The organism is Sciscionella sediminilitoris, assembly GCF_000737195.2.
Lineage (GTDB): Bacteria > Actinomycetota > Actinomycetes > Mycobacteriales > Pseudonocardiaceae > Sciscionella > Sciscionella sediminilitoris.
The window spans coordinates 135,052-152,050 of the sequence record NZ_JALM01000010.1 but is presented as its reverse complement, the minus strand read 5'-3'; the positions used below and the strand labels follow the sequence as shown (position 1 = coordinate 152,050).

Annotated in this window: 15 protein-coding genes; 7 read left to right on the top strand and 8 right to left on the bottom strand. The window is 68.7% G+C overall.

Annotation, left to right across the window (positions count from 1 at the left end):
• Positions 1 to 49: 49 nt before the first annotated feature.
• Entirely contained in the window at positions 50 to 1,072 is a 1,023-nt protein-coding gene (locus tag AD72_RS05535; protein WP_031465303.1) for an LLM class F420-dependent oxidoreductase, read from the top strand.
• Between the two features lie 21 nt (positions 1,073 to 1,093).
• Positions 1,094 to 2,641 (top strand): acyl-CoA synthetase, encoded by a 1,548-nt coding sequence (locus AD72_RS05530; RefSeq protein ID WP_031465302.1) that lies wholly within the window; start codon positions 1,094 to 1,096, stop codon positions 2,639 to 2,641.
• 12 nt (positions 2,642 to 2,653) lie between these two features.
• On the opposite strand, the gene AD72_RS05525 is transcribed toward AD72_RS05530, so the two are convergent.
• Both AD72_RS05525 and AD72_RS05520 read right to left on the bottom strand, forming a co-directional pair.
• Positions 2,654 to 3,409, bottom strand: coding sequence for an SDR family NAD(P)-dependent oxidoreductase (locus tag AD72_RS05525; protein WP_031465301.1), 756 nt, complete (start codon positions 3,407 to 3,409; stop codon positions 2,654 to 2,656).
• 27 nt (positions 3,410 to 3,436) lie between these two features.
• Positions 3,437 to 4,159 carry an SDR family oxidoreductase gene (locus AD72_RS05520; protein WP_031465300.1) on the bottom strand — a complete coding sequence of 241 codons (723 nt, stop codon included), beginning with the start codon at positions 4,157 to 4,159 and terminating at the stop codon, positions 3,437 to 3,439.
• A gap of 132 nt (positions 4,160 to 4,291) precedes the next feature.
• On the opposite strand from AD72_RS05520, the gene AD72_RS05515 reads away from it, so the two are divergent.
• Positions 4,292 to 5,113: a helix-turn-helix transcriptional regulator gene (locus AD72_RS05515; RefSeq protein WP_031465299.1), complete on the top strand. Its 822-nt coding sequence runs from the start codon at positions 4,292 to 4,294 to the stop codon at positions 5,111 to 5,113.
• Between the two features lie 5 nt (positions 5,114 to 5,118).
• Here AD72_RS05515 and AD72_RS05510 read toward each other — a convergent pair whose 3' ends face one another.
• Complete coding sequence (locus AD72_RS05510) at positions 5,119 to 5,907, bottom strand: crotonase/enoyl-CoA hydratase family protein (protein WP_031465298.1); 789 nt, start codon at positions 5,905 to 5,907, stop codon at positions 5,119 to 5,121.
• 83 nt (positions 5,908 to 5,990) lie between these two features.
• Between AD72_RS05510 and AD72_RS05505 the strand changes: the two genes are divergently transcribed.
• The 3 genes from AD72_RS05505 to AD72_RS05495 are packed head-to-tail and all read left to right on the top strand — an operon-like array spanning position 5,991 to position 9,585.
• Entirely contained in the window at positions 5,991 to 7,610 is a 1,620-nt protein-coding gene (locus AD72_RS05505; protein ID WP_031465297.1) for an acyl-CoA synthetase, read from the top strand.
• A gap of 2 nt (positions 7,611 to 7,612) precedes the next feature.
• Positions 7,613 to 8,716, top strand: coding sequence for an NAD(P)H-dependent flavin oxidoreductase (locus AD72_RS05500; protein ID WP_031465296.1), 1,104 nt, complete (start codon positions 7,613 to 7,615; stop codon positions 8,714 to 8,716).
• 8 nt (positions 8,717 to 8,724) lie between these two features.
• Entirely contained in the window at positions 8,725 to 9,585 is an 861-nt protein-coding gene (locus tag AD72_RS05495; protein ID WP_031465295.1) for an alpha/beta hydrolase, read from the top strand.
• On the opposite strand, the gene AD72_RS05490 is transcribed toward AD72_RS05495, so the two are convergent.
• The 5 genes from AD72_RS05490 to AD72_RS05470 form a co-directional block, all read right to left on the bottom strand.
• A complete protein-coding gene (locus AD72_RS05490; RefSeq protein WP_082468771.1) occupies positions 9,540 to 10,772 on the bottom strand; it encodes an HNH endonuclease signature motif containing protein in 1,233 nt (410 codons plus the stop codon). The genes AD72_RS05495 and AD72_RS05490 overlap by 46 nt on opposite strands.
• A gap of 503 nt (positions 10,773 to 11,275) precedes the next feature.
• The gene (locus AD72_RS05485) at positions 11,276 to 11,974 is read right to left on the bottom strand and encodes an ATP-binding cassette domain-containing protein (protein WP_031465293.1); all 699 of its coding nucleotides are present in this window, start codon (positions 11,972 to 11,974) and stop codon (positions 11,276 to 11,278) included.
• Positions 11,975 to 11,985: 11 nt separating this feature from the next.
• Positions 11,986 to 13,539, bottom strand: coding sequence for an AMP-binding protein (locus AD72_RS05480; RefSeq protein ID WP_031465292.1), 1,554 nt, complete (start codon positions 13,537 to 13,539; stop codon positions 11,986 to 11,988).
• Positions 13,536 to 14,507 carry an acyl-CoA dehydrogenase family protein gene (locus tag AD72_RS05475; protein WP_051897976.1) on the bottom strand — a complete coding sequence of 324 codons (972 nt, stop codon included), beginning with the start codon at positions 14,505 to 14,507 and terminating at the stop codon, positions 13,536 to 13,538. Before AD72_RS05475 ends, AD72_RS05480 begins: the two co-directional genes overlap by 4 nt.
• Positions 14,508 to 14,511: 4 nt before the next feature.
• Complete coding sequence (locus tag AD72_RS05470) at positions 14,512 to 15,672, bottom strand: acyl-CoA dehydrogenase family protein (protein WP_020495414.1); 1,161 nt, start codon at positions 15,670 to 15,672, stop codon at positions 14,512 to 14,514.
• Between the two features lie 234 nt (positions 15,673 to 15,906).
• Between AD72_RS05470 and AD72_RS05465 the strand changes: the two genes are divergently transcribed.
• The gene (locus AD72_RS05465) at positions 15,907 to 16,998 is read left to right on the top strand and encodes a Zn-dependent alcohol dehydrogenase (protein WP_031465290.1); all 1,092 of its coding nucleotides are present in this window, start codon (positions 15,907 to 15,909) and stop codon (positions 16,996 to 16,998) included.
• The last annotated feature ends 1 nt before the right edge of the window (position 16,999 follow it).

Sequence of the window (16,999 nt, the reverse complement as noted above, 5' to 3'; positions counted from 1 at the left end):
CGAATAGTGAAACATGTTCTAGTAATTGCGGCAAGCAGAAGGAGGGCGCATGCGCTTCGGATTGCAACTCGGGTACTGGTCGGCGGCCCCGCCCGAAGGTGTCGGCGCGCTCGTCGACGCGGCGGAGGCGAACGGGTTCGACGCGGTGTTCACCGCCGAATCCTGGGGTTCGGATGCCTTCGGCCCGCTGGCCTGGTGGGGTGCGCGCACCTCGAGACTGCAACTGGGCACCGCCATCGCCCAGCTGTCCGCGCGGACCCCGGCGGCGACCGCGATGCACGCGCTGACCATGGACCACCTCTCCGGTGGCCGGTTCGTGCTCGGTCTCGGCGTCTCCGGCCCGCAGGTGGTGGAGGGCTGGTACGGGCAGTCGTTCGCCCGGCCACTGGCCAGGACCAGGGAATACCTCTCGATCATCCGCAAGGTGCTCGCCAGGGAGGGGCCGGTGACCTCGGAGGGGCCGCACTACCCCTTGCCGCTGCCGGATTCCCGGCTGGGCAAGCCGCTCAAGCCGATCACTCATCCGCTGCGCGCCGAGCTGCCGATCTGGCTCGGCGCCGAGGGGCCGCGCAATGTCACGCTGGCCGGGGAGATCGCGGACGGCTGGATGCCGGTCTACTACTCCCCGCGGATGGCCGGGGTGTACAACGACTGGCTCGCCGACGGGTTCCGTGCCTCGGGCCGCAATCGCACCGGGTTCACCATCGCGGCCAACGCGCCGGTCTCGATCACCGACAAGCCGGAGCAGGTGTACGCCGGGCTCAAGCCGATCTTCGCGCTCTACATCGGCGGAATGGGCGCCAAGGAACGGAATTTCCACGCGGAACTGTTCACCAGGATGGGGTATGGCACCGCGGTCGAGGAGATCGGCAAACGCTTCCTCTCCGGGGAACGCGAGGCCGCGGTGGAGGCGGTTCCGGACGAGCTCATCGCCGAGGTCTCCATCGTGGGGAGCCGGGCCCACGTGCTCGCCGAACTGGACCGCTGGGCCGATGCCGGAGTGGACATGGTGCTCGCCGGGGCGCGCTCGGTCGCGGAGGTCGAACTGCTCGGCACTCTTGCCAGTACGTAGAACACGTTCTACTTTGGGCGGGTGGAGACAGCGAATGCGGGACTATGGAACATCGCCTCGGCGACTCCGGACGCCGAGGCCGTCATCGAGGCGGACGGGCGCACCACCAGCTACGGCGAGCTCACCGAGACCGCGAACGCCTATGCGCTAGGCCTCGCCGAACTCGGTTTCGAGGTCGGCGATGTCGTGGTGGTGATGCTGCCGAACGACATGCGGGCGCTGGCCCTGTACTTCGCCGCGGTGCAGAGCGGCTACTACATCGTGATGGCGAACTGGCACCTGACCGGACCCGAGGTGGAGTACATCCTCCGGGACAGCGAGGCGAAGGCGTTCATCGCGCACGAGCGGTTCGCCGAGACCGCGCAGGCCGCCGCCGACGGGGCCGGGATCACCGCGCGGTACGCCGTCGGGGAGGTCCCCGGCTTCGCGCCGCTGGACTCGCTCGGCGGCGGGCGCACCACGCGCCGCCCGGAACCGCGCACCGCGGGTTCCCCGATGCTCTACACCTCCGGCACCACGGGGAATCCCAAGGGCGTGCGCCGCCCGCTCACCGGGGCCGATCCGGACGCGGTTCCGGTGGCCTCGAGCGGATTCTTCGCCCTGTTCGGCATCCAGCCGTTCGACGATCACGTGCACCTGTGCGGCTCGCCGCTCTACCACACCGCGGTGCTGAACTTCGCGAGCATTTCGCTGCAGCTCGGGCATCCCGTGGTGCTGATGGACCGCTGGGATCCGGAACGGATGCTCGCGCTCATCGAGGCGCACCGGGTCACCCACAGCCACATGGTGCCCACGCAGTTCCACCGGCTGCTTGCGCTGCCGAAGGAGGTGCGCGACCGCTATGACGTGTCCTCGCTGCGCGCCATGATCCACGGTGCCGCGCCCTGCCCGGACGAGACCAAGCGCGCGATGCTGGACTGGTGGGGACCGGTGGTCATCGAGTACTACGCGGCGACCGAGGGCGGCGGGACCCTGATCACCTCGCCGGAGTGGTTGCGCAAGCCCGGATCGGTCGGCAAGGCCTGGCCGTATTCGGAGGTGGCGATCTTCGACGAGGAGGGCAACCGGCTCGCGGCGGGGGAGACCGGGACCGTGTACCTGAAGATGGGCGGTTCCAGCTTCAAGTACCACAACGCCCCGGACAAGACCGAGAAGGCGCGCATCGGCGAGATGTTCACCATGGGCGACATCGGCTACCTCGACGAGGACGGTTACCTGTTCCTGCTGGACCGCAAGAACAACATGATCATCTCCGGCGGGGTGAACATCTACCCCGCCGAGATCGAGAACGCGCTCATGGGCCATCCCGAGGTCGCCGATGTCGCCGTGTTCGGTATTCCCAACCCGGACTGGGGCGAGGAGGTCAAGGCGGTCGTGCAACCGGCCGGGGAGTCCGGCGACCGGGAACGGCTCGCCGAGGACCTGCTCGCCTACGCCGCCGGGCGGCTGGCCAAGTTCAAGCTCCCGCGCAGCATCGACTTCCTGGCCGAGCTGCCGCGCGACCCGAACGGCAAGCTGTACAAGCGAAAGCTGAGCGAGCCGTACTGGGAGGACGCGGCGAAGGCCTGAGCGCCACGCGAGTCACTGCGCGGTCCAGCCGCCGTCCACGGCCAGCAGCGCCCCGGTGACGAAACCCGAGGCGGGCGCGGCGAGGAAGGCCACCGCCTCCGCGACCTCTCCGGGCTCGCCGATGCGGCCGAGGGGATGCGCGGGCCCGAAACTCGCGAGCATTTCCCGGCCGTTCTCGACGACGCCGTCCATGATGTCGGTGTCGATGACGCCGGGAATCACCGCGTTGCTGCGGATTCCGTGCGCCCCGCCCTCGATCGCGAGCACCCGGGCCAGCTGCACGAGCGCGCCCTTGGATGCCGCGTACGCGGTCTGGGTCTCGAACGCGACCAGCGCCGAGACCGAGGCGACGGACACGATCGCACCGCCGCCGGTGTCCCGCATGACGCGGAACGCCTCCCGGGCCTGGACGAAATTGCCCTGCGCGTTGACCCGCATGATCCGGTCGAAATCGGCGAGGCTGGTCTCGGTGACGGGCTTGTTCAGGGTCTGTCCCGCATTGTTGACCAGAATGTCCAGACCGCCGAAGCGTTCGACCGCGAGTGCCATCGTGTCCCGGGCGGTGTCCTCCTCGGCGACGTCGCCGACCAGGGTGGCGACATCCGCGGTTTCCTGTTCCCGCACGGAATCCGCGCGGTCGGTGACGACGAGCTTGGCGCCGCGGGCGGCGAGCAGCCGTGCGCAGGCGTTGCCGATCCCTTGGGCCGCTCCGGTGACGACCGCGACTTTTCCGGTCAGATCAAGGGATTCGAATGCGGTGGGTGCCATGTTCGCTGTCCTTTCCGGTATTCGCGGTCAGCGCCCTTGCGCCGGCCGGATGACGATTTCGTTGACATCGACCTCGGCGGGCTGGGTCAGTGCGTAGCCGATCGCGGTGGCGACCGATTCCGGTGCGATGGCGTGTTCGCGATAGGCCCGCATGAACTCGGCGGCTTCCGGGTCGGTGATGGAATCCGCGAGTTCGGAGGTGACGACCCCGGGCGAGATCGTGCTGACCCGGATACCCGGATCGCTTTCCAGGCGCAGCCCCTCGGTGATCGCGCGCTCGGCGAACTTGGTGCCGCAGTACACCGCGGCGGTCGGGGTGACCTGGTATGCGCCGACCGAGGCCACCGTGACCAGGTGGCCGCGGCCCTGCCGGTGGAAATGCGGCAGTACGGCGTCGATGCCGTGCAGCAGGCCGCGGATGTTGACGTCGATCATCCGGTCCCATTCGGCCACGAGGCCCGCGTCCAGCCGGGAAAGCGGCATCACCCCGGCGTTGGCCACGAAGGCGTCGATCCGGCCGTGTTCGGCGACCGTGGCCTCGACGAGCTCGGTCACCTCGTGGTGTGCGGTGACATCCACGGCCGCCGCGGTGGCCGAACCGCCGCGGGAGCGGATGTCCTCGACCAGTTCGCTGAGCCGCTCGGCGCGCCGGGCCGCGGCGATGACCTGCCAGCCCTCGGCGGCGAGATGGCGCGCGGTCGCGGCACCGATGCCGCTGCTCGCGCCGGTGACGATCACGGTCTCGGGCATGTGGTTCTCCTCGGGTTGCGTTGCCGGTTCCGCCGACAACGGTGCCGAGAATCCGCGACCACGGGCAGGACGCGGTCATCCTGGGAGCGCCGCACCCACCCTCGGACCGGCGCGGGGCCCTAGACTCGGGGGATGGACGAGATGGCGCTCGGTGAGTTCCTGCGGGCCCGCCGTGACCAGGTGACCCCGGAACAAGCAGGTCTGCCTAGCACGCGCAGGCGGCGGGTGGCCGGGCTGCGCCGGGAGGAGGTCGCCACGCTGTCCGGGCTGAGCGTGGACTACTACATCCGGCTCGAACAGGGCCGCGAACGGCATCCCTCGACGCAGGTGCTGGCCGCGATCGCCGATGCGTTGCGGCTGGACGAGGACGCACACCAGCACCTGTTCCGGATCGCCGGATTCACCCCGGCACTGCGCACCGCCGCCCGCCCGGAGCGGGTGGACCCGGACTTGTTGCAGCTGATGGACGGCTGGCCGGACAATCCCACGCTGCTGCTCGGCCGGACCTACGATGTGCTGGCCCGCAATCGGCTCGGTGCCGCGCTGTGGCAGCCGTTCGGTTACTCGGACAACCTGCTGCTCAATATGTTCCTGGACGAGGCGGCTCCCGCGTTCTACCGGGACTGGCGCGCCGCCGCGGTGAACACCGTGGCCGGGTTCCGCGCGGCCGCCGCCGCGGCCCCGGACGATCCGCGGGTTGCCGAGCTCGTGCGGCAGCTGCGGGCGAGCAGCCCGTGGTTCGTCGAGCTGTGGGAGCGCAACGAGGCCCGCGGGAAGAACGCCGAGGTCAAGACGTTCGTGCACCCGGAGGTGGGCGAGCTGACGCTGCGGATGCAGACCTTCGACGTCCGCTCCGCGCCGGGGCAGCAGCTGGTCGTGTACCACGCCGAACCGGGCACCGCCTCGGCCGATGCGCTCGCCCTGCTGGGTACGCTCGCGGCCACTCCCCGGTGAGCGGTCTATTCCCCCGTGAACTGGGGCTTGCGCTTCTCCGCGAAGGCGCGCGGGCCCTCCTTGGCATCCGCCGAGGCGAACACCGAGAGGCCGAGCTTGGTCTCGATCGGGAAGGCGTCGTTCTCCGCGAGGCCTTCGGTCTCCCGCATGGTGCGCAGCACCGCCTGCACCGCGACCGGTCCGTTCTCCGCGATCCGCCTGGCCACCTCCATCGCGGTGGACAGCGCTTCACCGTCCTCGACGACCTGGCCGATCAGGCCGATCCGCTGCGCTTCCTCGGCCTGAATGTGCCGCCCGGTGAGCAGCAGATCGGCGGCCACGGTGTAGGGGATCTGGCGCGGCAGCCGGACCGCCGATCCACCGAGCGGGAACAGGCCCCAGCGCACCTCGGAGACGCCGAATTTCGCGCTGCGGCCCGCGATGCGGATATCGGTGGCCTGCAGGATCTCGGTGCCGCCCGCGATGGCCGGTCCCTCGACGGCGGCGATCAGCGGTTTGCTCAGCCTGCGCCCCTTGAGCAGGGACTCGATCGTGGTCGGGTCGAATCCGCCGCTGGAGAAGGATTCCGAGGGGTGACTCGCGGTCATCGCCTTGAGGTCGGCGCCCGCGCAGAAATAACCACCCGTGCCGGTGAGCACGCAGCAGCGGATCGCCGGATCCTCGTCCACCCGGCGCCATGCCTCGGTCATGATCCGGGTCATCTCCGGGCTGAGCGCATTGCGTGCTTCCGGGCGATTCAGCGTGACGAGGAGGACGCCGTCCTCCTCGGTGACGAGACAATGCGGTTCGGTCATTGGGGGCAGATCCTTCCGATTGAACGGGAACGCCGGCATCCGGGCTATTGCTCAAAACGATAACATGTTCTAGTTTCTTCGGTATGGCAATCACCATCGCGGATCTGGTCGAGCACGCGGTGGACGCGTGCGGTGAGCGCACAGCCGTCCTGTGCGGTGATCGTTCGGTCACCTATGCGGAACTGGAACAACGGACCAACCGGCTCGCGCACCACATGCAGGCGAATGGGGTGACGGCCGGTAGTCATGTCGGGGTTTACGGCAGAAATTCGATCGAGCTCATCGAGGCGATGATCGCCGCGTACAAATTGCGTGCGGTCGCTATCAACATCAATTACCGGTATGTCGAGAACGAACTGCGTTATCTCGCGGACAATGCCGATCTGTGCGCGCTGGTCTACGACCGTGCGCTGGCCGGGACGGTCGCCTCGGTGACCCCGGATCTGCCGAAGCTGCGCCACCGGATCGTGATCGAGGACGGTTCGGAAGCCGAATCGGACGGGGTGCCGTACGCGACGGCCCTCGAACAGGGTTCCCCGGAGCGGGATTTCGGCCCGCGCAGCCCGGACGATCACTACATTCTCTACACCGGCGGCACCACCGGAATGCCGAAAGGCGTGGTGTGGCGCCAGGAGGACATCTGGCGCGCGCTCGGCGGCGGTGTCGAGGTGTACACCGGGCGGCGGCTGCCCGATGAGTGGGAGCAGTCGCGGACCGGCGCGGAGAATCCGCCACTGGTGACCCTGCCGATCCCGCCGCTGATCCACGGGGCGACCCAGTGGGCGAGCCTGCGCGCGCTGTTCTCTGGCGGCGCGGTGGTCATGCTCCCGGACTTCTCCGGGCACGCGGTGTGGGACCTGGTGCAGCGGCACAAGGTGAACGTGCTGCTCATTTCCGGGGACGCGATGGGAAGGCCGATGATCGAGGCGGTGAACGAACGCGAGTACGACATTTCCTCGGTCGTCGCGATCGCCTCGAGTGCGGCACTGTTCTCCGCCTCGGTCAAGAACCAGTTCCTGGAGAAGCTGCCGAACGCCGTGCTCACCGATTCGATCGGTTCCTCGGAGACCGGGTTCACCGGGCTCTCCATCGCCCAGCGCGACGGGGTGTCCACCGTGGGGCCGCGGGTGATCGCGGACGAGGACGCGGTGGTGATCGACGACGAGGGGAATCCGGTGGCCAAGGGCGAAACCGGACGGCTCGCGCGGCGCAACTACGTCCCGATCGGTTACTACAAGGACGAGAAGAAGTCCGCCGAGGTGTTCGTGACCATCGGCGGTGAGCGGTACACGGTTCCCGGTGACTTCGCCTGCCTCGAGGAGGACGGCACGATCACCCTGCTCGGGCGCGGAAGCACCTGCGTGAACACGGCGGGGGAGAAGGTGTACCCGGAGGAAGTGGAATCCGCGCTCAAGGCACATCCGGCGGTGTTCGACACCCTGGTGATCGGGATCGCCGACGAACGGCTCGGCCAGCGGGTGGCCGCGGTGATCGCCGCCCGGGAGGGCGATCGTCCTGGGCTGACCGAGCTCAACGAGTTCCTGCGGGAGCGCATCGCCGGATACAAGGTGCCGCGCAGCGTGTGGTTCGCCGATTCGATCCGGCGCACCCCGAGCGGGAAACCCGATTACGCGTGGGCGAAGGAATTCGCCGCGGGACGCGAACCCGATGACAGTGTGGCCGTCACCGCAGGAAAGGTCTGAGGATGAGCTCTATCTGTGAGCGGTTCGGTATCGAGCACCCGATCTTCGCGTTCACCCCCTCCGAACATGTCGCCGCCGCGGTTTCTCGCGCGGGTGGTCTGGGCATGCTCGGCTGCGTGCGGTTCAACGACGCCGAGGAGCTCGACCGGGTACTCGACTGGATGGACGAGAACACCGAGGGCAAGCCCTACGGTGTGGACATCGTGATGCCCGCGAAGATCCCCACCGAGGGTGGGGAAGTGGACCTCGAGGCGATGATTCCCGCCGAGCACAAGGAATTCGTGGACCGGACCCTGCGTGATCTCGGGGTGCCCGCCCTTCCGGAAGGGGACCGTAATTCCGGGGTACTGGGCTGGCTGCACTCGGTGGCGCGTTCGCACGTGGATGTGGCGCTGGGGCATCCGGTCAAGCTCGTGGCCAACGCGCTGGGTTCGCCGCCGGACGATGTGATCGCCCGGGTGCACGAGGCCGGGGTGCCGGTCGCCGCGCTGGCCGGGAAGGCCGAGCACGCCCGCCGTCATGTCGAGCGCGGGGTGGATGTCATTGTGGCGCAAGGACATGAGGCCGGTGGGCACACCGGGGAGATCGCCACCATGGTGCTCGTCCCCGAGGTGGTGGACGCCGTGGGCAGCGAGGTTCCGGTGCTCGCCGCGGGCGGGATCGGTTCGGGGCGCCAGCTCGCCGCCGCGCTCGCCTTGGGCGCGGACGGGGCGTGGATGGGTTCCTACTGGCTGACCACCGCCGAGAACCAGCTCAGCGGGGGAGGGCAGTCGGCCGTGCAGCGTGCCCTGCTCGCGGCCACTTCCTCGGACACCGTGCGTTCCCGGATCTACACCGGCAAGCCCGCGCGGTTGCTGCGCACCAGGTGGACCGATGCCTGGCAGGCCTCGGGCGCCCCGGAACCGTTGCCCATGCCGCTGCAGAACCTGCTCGTCAGTGAGGCACACCAACGGATGTCGGCCGCCGAGGATCCGAGCGCGGTCGCGATGCCGGTCGGCCAGATCGTGGGGCGGATGAACGAGATCCGCCCGGTCGCCGAGCTGATGGACGAGCTCGTGGAACAGGCGCGGAGCACGATCGGGAACCTCGGCAAGCGGTTCGACTGACGCCCGCGATGCCCGATCGTGAGGATCACCGGATCGGCACGCCTTCCGGTGCGCTCGCCGCGTGGTGTTATCGCCCGCGCGGGCGCGGATCGGGGCACTGCGTGGTCATGGCGAACGGGCTCGCCCTGTGCCGCGAACACGGCCTTCCCCGGTTCGCGGAGGCGTTCGCCGCGGCGGGGCATACCGTGCTGTTGTTCGATTTCGGTTGTCTCGGTGCGAGCGAGGGAATTCCGCGGCAGTTGGTCGATCCGCTCCGCCAGCGCGCCGACTACGCCCGGGTGCTCGCCCATGCGGCCGGGCTTCCCGGGGTGCGACGGCTCGTGGCCTGGGGCTATTCCTACAGTGGGCGGCACGTGCTGGAGCTCGCGGCGCGGCGCGGTGATCTCGCCGCCGTGCTGGCCACCGCGCCGATGGCCTCGATGCTGGCCACCACTCGGGGTCAGCCGCCGGTCAACCTGCTGCGGCTTGCCGTCGCCGGGATGCGGGACGCCTACCGTTCGCCGGTCACGGTGCCCGCGGTCGCCGAGCACGGGGTTGCGGTCGTCCGTTCTCCCGGTGCCCTCGCCGGGTTCCGGGCCCTGACCGAGGGGGCTTCCTGGCGCAACGAACTCGCCGCCCGGTTCACCGTGCGCAGCTGGCCGCTGCTGTTCCCGGTGCGCACGAACCGGATCACCGCGCCCGTGTTCCTGGCGGCGGCCGAACGGGACACGATCGCCCCGGCAGCGGCCGTGCGCAGGCTTGCGGCGCGCATTCCCGGCTCGCGGGTGCGCGGTTACCCGGACGACCATTTCGCGGTTCTGCAACGCGCCGATCTGCTCGCCGATCAGCTGGAATTCCTCGACGCCGCGACCCGTGCTCCGGATCGGTAGCCGGGTGGGGTGAACTCGGGTATGCCGTTGGTGATGCGGACTTGCCATGCGGTGTGGTGGATCATGCGATGGTGGTGGGCGCAGAGCAGCACCATGTTGTTCTCGGTGGTGTGGCCGCCGTTGGCGTGGTGGTGGATGTGGTGGGCTTGGGTGAGTGCGGGTGGTTTATCGCAGTCGGGGTGGGCGCAGCCGTGGTCTCTGGCGGTGAGTCGTCGTCTGAGTTTGGGTGGTGCGGTGCGGTCGCGGCATCCCATGTCGAGCACTTCCCCCTCGCTTCCCAACACCGTCGGAATGATTCCGGCGTCGCAGGCGATTCGGCGCAACTGGGTGGCAGGGATGGTGCTGCCGTCCATGGTGGTGGCGTGGCCGATGCCATCCCGCAGGGCTTGTTCGCTCATCGTCACCATAATCGTGAAGGGTTCGCCGCCTGATTCGGGGAGGTTTTCCGGATTGGCGGCGAGTTGGACAATGTCGGCGAACGCGTCGGCGTCGCGCTCGGGCGGGGTGCGCGTGTCGGGTGTTCCGCCGTTAGCCTCGGCACTGCGGGGTTTCCCGAGCGCATCGAGAACACTGCGGAGTTTCAACCCGGTTTCATAGTCCAGGCGACCCCGGATTTCCCACTGGTTTGCGTGTTGCCGGAGCCAGATCTCCCGATCCGGACGGACAGGTTCGCGATCGGTGGGTTCCTGCCCGTCCGGGTCGAGGCGCGCCCGTAGTTTCCGGATCGGCCGGACAAGCCCACGCGGGCCCACTTCACCGGCGATCTCGGCGAGGGCTTTTTCTGCGATCGGCCAGGTGTTCCCGATCAACACCTCAGCGGGCAACTCGGCGGCGAATGTGCGGATTCGGTCCACGTGTTCGACACCGACCTCACCACGTGAATAGGCTTCCGCGGTGTTCGGTAGATCCGGGGACAGCGGTTCCCCACTGATGCCGAGCGCACCAAACAGTGCGCGCGCTCGTTCGGCCATTCTGCGAGCCTCAGCACGACTGATCCGCAACACATCCTGAGCCAGAGTCGCCGCCGAACCACAGTACCCGAACTCGACCGGCGCACCTTCCTTGTCCAAATCCGCAAGCTGAGACAACAATTCCGCCTCCGCGCGGCGCACGATCGCGGCCTGTTCGATGAACCGGTCAAGCCGCTCCCGGCTCGACAGTATTGCGCCAATTTCCCCAGTGCTCATAATATCTATACTACCATATGGAGGTGCTTTTCCGTGGCAACATTGGAGAATCACCTCAATGGACTACGTGTTGTCGGTAGGTCATCGGGGCCAGAGAATGATCGCCGCGATGGTGAGTTCGGACTGGTGATGGGCGGCGCGTTTGGTGTATCGGGGTGTCACGCCCGGCTACGCCGTCGAGGTAAACGTCCCAGGTGCTGCGTGCGACCGCGGGAGCCCTTTGGCCGCGCGGCGGGTGATCTGCCGGTCCCGCATGGCCAGCCGCCACTCTGCTGCGGTGGCAACATTGGAGAATCACCTCAATGGATTAGCTGTTCTGTTTCGTGGTGATACACACCGAACCCGGAGGCCCTCACCCACTTCAGGACCGTCCCCGGCATGTCGAACCGTCACCGACGTGCCCGAACAGCACAACCAGCCACTGCTCCCGGGGCAAGTTGATCTTGCTGCGGGGCTGCGGAGGCGGGGCGCGTACCGCGAAGCGACGGCCCAGGCATTGCGTACTACTGGCCGATCTGCTGGAAGAATCCCCGCACATAAGGATCTTCGAGGGCGCGGATCTCGGCCGGTGTCCCGATCGCGATGATACGGCCCTCGCGCATGATCGCGATCCGGTCGGCGACCCCGGTTTCGGTCAGCAGCAGCACGTCGTGGGTGATGGTCAGCACGGCGGCCCCGGTATCGGCGTAGGCCCGAAGAGCGGCCCACACCCGATAGGCGGTGCCCATGTCGAGGGAGGCGCTCGGCTCGTCCACGATGAGAAGATCGGGACCGGGCAGCAGGGCGGCGGCCAGCGCGGCACGCTGGATCTGACCACCGGAATGCTGCTGTGGATACAGCTCGAGCAGTTCGGTCGGATACAGCGCCGCCGCGCAGGCGTCCTCGACCCGCATCCCGTGCCGCGGCCGCTGACGTTCGCGCAGCTGCGCGCCCACGGAACGGTGCGCCGCGAAGGCCGTGACCCCGAACTGCGGCACCAGGCCGACGGCGCCGTGCAGGCGCACATCCCCGGTGCTGTGCGCGACCGCGGGAAGCGAGCCCGCCAGCGCGGCGGCGAGCATGGACTTGCCGCAGCCGGATTCCCCGAGCAGCGCGGTGATCCGGCCCGCGGGAACCTCGAGGTGGACCGAGTCCAGTACCGTCTCGCTCCACCGGCCGGTGTCGACGTGCACGGTCAGCCCGCGCAGTTCAGCGGTGGTCACACCATGCGAACCTACCGGGCGTGGTAGCTGCCGTTCTCTCGCACCCACACCGGATCGCTCGTCGCGATGCCCTGCTCGGTCAGTTCCCGTTTGCGCACCTTGAAGGTCGCGGTGCGAGGAAGCTCGGCGCAGATGCGCACGAAGCGGGGCAGCTGTTTGGGGCCGAGATCGCGCTGTCCGGCGATCCACGCACTGAATTCGCGCGGATCGGGACCGGTGCGCGGGCGTGGCACGATCGCGGCCATCACCTGGTCGCCGACGGTCTCGTCGGGCACCGCGTACACGGCGACCTCGGCGGCGCATTCCCATTCGCCGATGGCGCGCTCGATCGGCGCGGTGCCGAGGTTCTCCCCGTCCACCCGCAGCCAGTCCCCGGTGCGCCCGACGAAGTAGCAGAACCCCTGCGCGTCCCGGTAGACGAGGTCTCCGGTGTGGTAGCAGCCCTGGACGAGCCGTTCCCGTTCGGCGGAGTCGTCCTTGTAGTAGCCGGTGAACATGCCCGCGCCCGCGGTGTTGACCAGTTCACCGATCGCCTCGCGGGGATTGGTCAGCTGTCCCTCGGCGTCGAATTCGGCCACCGGGCAGGATTCTCCGGTTTCCGGGTGCCGGATGTCGAGGTTCTCGGTGAGCGGGCCGAGCGCGGAGTCCGGGGTCTCCGGGGTGCGGGAGATCGCGACCCCGCCCTCGGTGGAGCCGTAGGCGTCGATCACGGTGCAGTCGAACCGCTCGGCGAACTCCTTGATGTGCGCCGGATTCCCCTCGTTGCCGTACACGATCCGCAGTGGGTTCTCCGTGTCGTTTTCGGCGCGTGGGGTCGCGAGCACATAGGACAGCGGGCGCCCGACGTAGTTGGCATAGCTCGCGCCGAAGAACCGGACGTCCGGCAGAAAACCCGAAGCGGAGAATCGCTTGCGCAGTGCGAGATTCGCGCCCGCGGCCAGTGCCACCGACCAGCAGGCAAGGATGGCGTTGGAGTGGAACATCGGCATCGCCCCGTAGAGCGTGTCGCCGCGCCCGAGCCCGAACCGCCGCGCGAGCATCAGCCCCGGATCGGCGATCTTGCCGTGCGTGCAGCACACCGCCTTCGGTTCCGCGCTGGTGCCGGAGGTGAAGATCAGCATGAGCAGATCCTCGGGCGAGGCGGGCCGGATCTCGGCGGGTTCGGCCGCGCGAACCCGGCTGGCCCAGGATTCGCCGTCCAGTTCGAGCACCGGGACGGGACTGTCCTCGAGCAGTGCCACGTGTTCGGCGTCGGTGAGCACCGCGGCACAGTCGGTCTTCCGGATGTCGGCGGCGAGCGCCGCACCGCGCCGGGTGGGATTGAGCCCGACGAGCACCATCCCGCCGAGCGCGGCACCGGCGAGCAGCGCGGAGAACTCGATGCCGTTCGCGGCGAGCACCCCGATGTGCGGCGGCCGGTCCCGCCGGCACAGCCCGTGCAGCGCGGTCACCCTGCGGCGGGCGTCGAGCAGGTGCTCGGCCCAGGTCCGGAACTCGTCCCTGGTGCGGATCCCGGTGCCGTGTTCCTCGGCGAGACCGGAAAGCAGTTCGGTGACCGTGGTCATCGAGCGAGCAGCCCGCCGAGCTCGACGAGGGTTTCCCGCGCCGCTCCGATCGCGAACTCGTTGCGCTTGGCCGCGAGGAAGAACCGGTGCAGTGCGTTGTCCATGTCCAGTCCGGCCCCGCCGTGCACGTGCACCGCGGCGTGCGCGACCCGGTGTCCGGCCTCGGCGGCGTGATAGCGCACGGTGGCCAGATCGACCGCGGTCCCCGAGGTCACCGCCTGCCACAGGGTCAGCCGCAGCGCCTCGATGTCGATGTAGCAGTCCGCGAGCCGGTGGCTGACCGCCTGGAAACTGCCGATCGGGCGGCCGAACTGCTCGCGGGTGCGCGCGTACTCCGCGGTGAGCTCGAGGGCGCGCTCGAGCACGCCGAGCTGGTGCGCGCAGCGGCCGAGGGCGAGCCGGTCCCGCATCTCTCCCGGTGCGCAGTCCAGCCGGACCCCGGTCACCCCGCTGAATTCCAGCTTCGCCGCGCTGCGCCCGTCCACGAGCTCCTGCACGGTCAGTTCGGTATCCGCGATCCGGACCCGCCACGCGCCGTCCGCGCCGAGCAGCAGCGCCTGCTCCGCTGCCGCGGCATAGGGCACCAGGCTCGCCGATCCGGTCAGCGCGGAGCCTTCCGCAGACAGTTCGGTTTCCGTTGCCACGGTGGAGATCCCGGCCTCGAACGGGGTGCCGAAGGCAGTCGCGGCCACCACCGTTTCCAGCAGCGGAACCGGGGCGAGCGCGCGGCCGAGCTCGATCTGCACCGCGGCGAGTTCGAGCGCGCCGAGCCCGTCCCCGCCCAGCTCCTCGGGGAGCAGCGCGGCCACCACCCCGGACCCGATGAGCTTGCGCCAGAGCGCGTCGTCGAAGCGGTGCTTGAACCCGTCCACCTCGGCGAGGCGGGCCGGGTTCACGTTGTCGTCCAGGATCGCGCGCGCCAGTCCCGCGATCTCGGTCATCGTCTCGGTGTAGGCGAAATCGACCACTGGGCTACCTCCGCTTGTTGAGTGGCAGGCCGAGACCGTGGCCGCCGATGATGTCGCGCTGGATCTCGTTCGTGCCGCCGCCGAAGGTCAGGATCAGCGAGGCGCGGTGCATCCGTTCCACCCGCCCGCGCAGCAGCGCGTCCGCCGATCCGGTGCGCACCACCGATCGGGCGCCGAGCACCTCCATCAGCAGCCGGTATCCCTCGGTGGACAGTTCGGTGCCGTAGATCTTGGTCGCCGAGGCGTTCGCGGGTTTGACCTGTTCGGTCTCCGCGGCGATCCGCAGGTTCATCAGCCGCAGGACCTCGGTCTTGGCGTGCACCTCGGCCAGGTTGGCGCGCACCCATTCGCGTTCGATGGCGCCGGTCTCGCGCGCCCAGTCGAGCACCGCGCGCAGTGCCTCGGACAGCGGGGCCGAGGGGGAGAGGGCGACCCGTTCCTCGTTGAGCTGGTTGGTGATCAGCGACCAGCCGCGGCCGCGCTCACCGATCAGCGCGTCCTTGGGCACCCGCACGTTCTCGAAGTAGGTCGCGCTCGTGGTCGGCCCGGCCATGGTGTGCACCGGGGTCCAGGAGAAGCCTTCCGCCGTGGTGGGTACCAGCAGCATGGAGATCGCCTTGTGCGCGGGGGCGTCGGGTTCGGTGCGGCAGGCGAGCCAGACATAGTCGGCATACCGGATCAGGCTCGTCCACATCTTCTGCCCGTTGATCACCCATTCGTCCCCGTCCAGCACCGCGGTGGTGCGCAGCGAGGCGAGATCGGTGCCCGCGCCCGGTTCGGAGTAGCCGACCGAGCAGTGCAGTTCACCGGCCGAGATCTTGGGCAGGTAGTAGGAGCGCTGCTCCTCGCTGCCGTAGCGCATGATCGTGGGGCCGACGGTGTTCACGGTCAGGAAGGGCACCGGAACCCGGGCGGCCGAGGCCTCGTCGGCGAAAATGGACTGGTCCAGCGGTCCGCGCCCGGCCCCGCCGTACTCCTTCGGCCAGCCGATGGTCAGCCAGCCGTCCTTGCCGAGCTGGCGGACGATCTCCTTGTAGGCCACCCCGTCGCCGTAGTCGTCACCGGTCTCCAGGCCGGCGCGCCGCTCATCGGTCATCAGCCCGGCGAAGTATTCGCGGAGTTCCGCGCGCAGCGCGAGCTGCTCATCCGCGTAACGCAGCTCCATTCGCACCTCCGAAGATAGAGCATGAAGCTAGAACATGTTTCAGTTACTGTAAGCGCAGCCGTGCAGCCGAGTCCAGCGTGCCGACTACCCGTACGGCCAGTCGGTGTTGCGCCAAGTTGGACGCTCCGAGGTATGGGCTTAGGCCATCCAGTGTGGTAGAACGTGTTCTAACAGTCAGCTGAGCAAGCGATTGATTGGTTTTACGCGAAAATCCGATCGGCGATGGAGGCGACGGTGCGGGCTGCAGTGCTTGGCAATATCGGTGACGAGACACTCGAGCTGCGGGACGACGTGACGGTCGTGGCCCCCGGTCCTCGCGAGGTTCGCGTCAAAGTGCATGTCTCGGGCATCTGTCACAGTGATCTCTCGGCGATGGACGGGACCCTTCCCGCCCTGGCGCCCGGGGTGGTCGGTCATGAGGGTGCGGGCGAGGTGGTAGAGGTCGGGAGCGCGGTCGGCGAGCTGGAGGTCGGCGACCACGTCACGGTCTCGTTCGTGCCGCCCTGCGGGCGGTGTCCATCCTGTCTGCGCGGCGAGTTCAATCTGTGTTCGGTACACGCGATCGCGGCGTTCACCTCGCCCCGGTTCCGGCTCGGTGACCAGCCGGTCTTCGGGTACGCGGGGCTGGGTACCTTCGCCGACGAGCTCGTGGTCCCGGTGGAGGGCGCGGTCAAGGTGGACAGCGATGTCCCCTACGAGCAGGCCGCGCTGATCGCCTGCGGGGTGCTCACCGGCGTGGGTTCGGTGCTCAACACCGCGAAGGTCCCGGAAGGGGCCTCGGTCGCGGTGATCGGCTGCGGCGGGGTCGGCGTCTCGGTGCTGCAGGGTGCGCGGCTCGCCGGTGCCTCCGCCATCGTGGGTGTGGACCCGGTCGAGGGCAAGCACTCGATGGCGAAGCACTTCGGTGCCACCCACACCGTGACCCCGGACCAGGTCGAGGACGCGAAACAGGAACTCACCTCCGCGGAGGGTTTCGACTACGTGTTCGACGTGGTCGGGGCGAGCGCCACGATCCGCTCGGCGTGGGATCTGGCCCGGCGCGGCGGGACCGTGGTCGTGGTCGGCGCGGGCAAGGCCGATGCCATGGTCTCGTTCAGCGCTCAGGAATTGTTCCTGCACGACAAGAAGATCCTGGGTTCCTTCTACGGTTCCTGCAATGTGCACGCGGACACGCCCAAGATGGTGCGGCTCTGGCGCGCGGGCAAGCTCGACCTGGAATCCCTGGTGAGCAAGCGGCTCGGGTTCGAACAGATCAACGAGGGACTCGGCCTGCTGCGTGAGGGCGGGACGGATGTCATCCGCCAGATCGTCACGGTGAACCCATGAG